This window comes from Mycobacterium sp., assembly GCF_035653355.1.
In the GTDB taxonomy this organism is placed as follows: domain Bacteria; phylum Actinomycetota; class Actinomycetes; order Mycobacteriales; family Mycobacteriaceae; genus Mycobacterium.
In genome coordinates this window covers 1-2,558 of the sequence record NZ_DASRBZ010000601.1, presented here as the reverse complement: position 1 = coordinate 2,558, position 2,558 = coordinate 1, and the positions used below count along the sequence as shown (strand labels likewise).

The 2,558-nt window shown below is 63.2% G+C and carries 2 protein-coding genes; one reads left to right on the top strand and one right to left on the bottom strand.

All coding sequences use genetic code 11. The annotated features are described in order from the left end of the window. Window positions 1–1,766 (top strand): MMPL family transporter (locus tag VFA16_RS20935; protein ID WP_324969669.1); only part of this gene is annotated, 1,766 nt, incomplete at its 5' end. Here VFA16_RS20935 and VFA16_RS20930 read toward each other — a convergent pair. Continuing rightward, on the bottom strand, window positions 1,763–2,551 hold the full coding sequence (locus VFA16_RS20930) for a DegV family protein (protein WP_324969670.1): 789 nt from the start codon (window positions 2,549–2,551) through the stop codon (window positions 1,763–1,765). The genes VFA16_RS20935 and VFA16_RS20930 overlap by 4 nt on opposite strands. Window positions 2,552–2,558 lie beyond the last annotated feature (7 nt).

Below are 2,558 nucleotides of genomic sequence, written 5' to 3'. Positions count from 1 at the left end.
GCACCGCCGTCGTGCGCTGGCCGGCGCCGATTCTTGCTGCCAGCGCCGTCGTGGTGCTGATCGGCATGATCGCGCTGCCCGGATTCAAGCCGGGTTACAACGATCGCTACTACCTGCCCGACCACGCCCCGGTCAATATTGGATATGCCGCCGCGGACCGGCATTTCTCTCAGGCCAGGATGAACCCCGACCTGTTGATGGTCGAGGCCGACCACGATATGCGCAATCCGGCCGACATGCTGGTGTTGGACAGGGTGGCCAAAAACGTCATCCGCGTCGTGGGCATCGCGATGATCCAGGACATCACCCGCCCGTTGGGCATTCCGATCCAGCACAGCTCGATACCGTTCCAGAACAGCATGCAAAGCCAGATGCTGATGCAGAACATGGCTTTTCTGAAAGACCGAATGGCCGACATCCTCAAGATGGCCGACGAGATGCAGATCACGATCAACTACTTGGAGCGGATGTACGGCATTACCACTCAGCTGGCCAACACGACTCACGACACGGCCCGCCTGACGAACGAAATGGTCGCCGTCACCGACGAATTGCGGGACCACATCGCCGATTTCGACGATTTTTGGCGACCGATCCGCAGTTACTTCTACTGGGAGAAGCACTGCTACGACATCCCGATCTGCTGGTCGTTCAGGTCGCTGTTCGACGCATTGGACGGGATCGACGAACTAGACGAAAAACTGCACGGTCTGGCTAAAGACATCACGGTGATGGACGCCCTCACCCACGAAATGGCTGCGATCTTGCCGCCGCAGATCCAAAGCATGAAGACCACCCATGCACTGACGCTGACCATGCACAGCACCTTCCAGGCGATGATCAACCAGATGGAGTCCATGAGCGATACCGCGATCGTCATGGGCCAAAGCTTCGACAACTCCAAGAACGACGACTTCTTCTATCTGCCTCCGGAAGCTTTCGGTAACCCCGACTTCCAAACGGGATTGCGCATGTTCTTGTCACCGGACGGCAAGTCGGCGCGCTTTTTCGTCACGCATCAGGGCGATCCGGCCACACCGGAAGGGATTTCGCGGGTGGATGTGGAGCGCACAGCCGCGCAGGAGGGACTGAAGCAATCATCGTTGTCGAACGCCAAGGTCTACCTCGGGGGCACCGCCGCCACCTACAAGGACATGCACGACGGCGAGAAATTTGACCTGATGATCGCTGTGCTGTCGGCGCTCACCCTGATCTTCATGATCATGCTGCTGCTTACCCGTAGCCTGGTTGCCGCGCTGGTGATCGTGGGTACGGCGGCCAGCTCGATCGCCGCGGCATTCGGGCTGTCCGTGCTGGTGTGGCAAGATCTTTTCGGTCACCACATCCACTGGGTGGTGGCGGCACTGTCGGTCATCATCTTGTTGGCCGTCGGATCCGACTACAACTTGCTGCTGGTCTCCCGATTCAAGGAGGAGATCCACGCCGGACTGAAGACTGGCTACATCCGCGCGATGGCCGGCAGTGGTGGAGTGGTGACCGCCGCAGGTCTGGTCTTCGCCTTCACCATGGCCGCGATGCTCGGCAGCGATCTGCGGGTGCTCGGTCAGTTCGGTTCGACGGTCTGTATCGGTCTGTTGATGGACACGCTGGTCGTGCGCACGCTGTTCATGCCCTCGATCGCCACGCTGCTGGGCCGCTGGTTCTGGTGGCCGCAGGTTGTGCACCCGCGCGGTGATAACGCGCGGCCGCCGCGTGCGCCGCAGACCGAAGACACTGCGCCGCTAGCGGTGTCCGCGCAGCGCTAGTCGCTGCCGACGTCGACGCACACGGCGAGAGCGCCGGCGCCGACGTGCAACGCGAGAACCGGCCCCAGATCGGTGATGATCGCCGGCTTGCACGCCGGCAGGCGTTCGGCGAGTGCGGCGGCCACGTCAGCGGCTCCGGCAGGGTTGGCGACGTGGTGCACCGCGAGCGCTGCCGCGCTGTCGCCGACGACATCGCAGACCCGGTCGATCATCGCCGCCAACGCCTTGCTTGCAGTGCGAACCCGTTGTGCCAGAACAAGTTTGCCGTCGTCGATGCGCAGCACCGGCTTGAGCGCCAGCGCGGTGCCCAGCCACGCCGCGGCACCGCCGATACGCCCGCTGCGGCGGAGGTTATCCAGCCGGTGCACGACGATGAACCCGTGATTGCGCGCCACCGCTGCCCTCGCCGCCTCCGCGACGGTGTCCAGGTCGGCACCGTCGGCTGCTGCCCGGGCGGCGGCCAGTGTGACGAAACCGGTATTCATCGCAGTCGACTTGGAGTCGATGACCCGCACCGACGGGCCAAGCTCGGTTGCTGTCGCCTCGGCAGCAGCCACGGTTCCCGATAGCGCCGCCGAAAGATGCACCGCCACAACCCCATCATCACCGCTGTCAGCAAGTGCCCGCTGATAAGCGTTGCACAGCTCGGCCGGAGTCGCCGCCGCCGTCGTGGCCTTACCATGCTCGTGGATGTCGCGGGGAATCTCATCCACCCCGTCCCGCAGATCGAGGCCGTCGAGCAAGATGTGCAGCGGTACCTGGCGAATCCCCCATCGTTCGCACAGCTCGTCC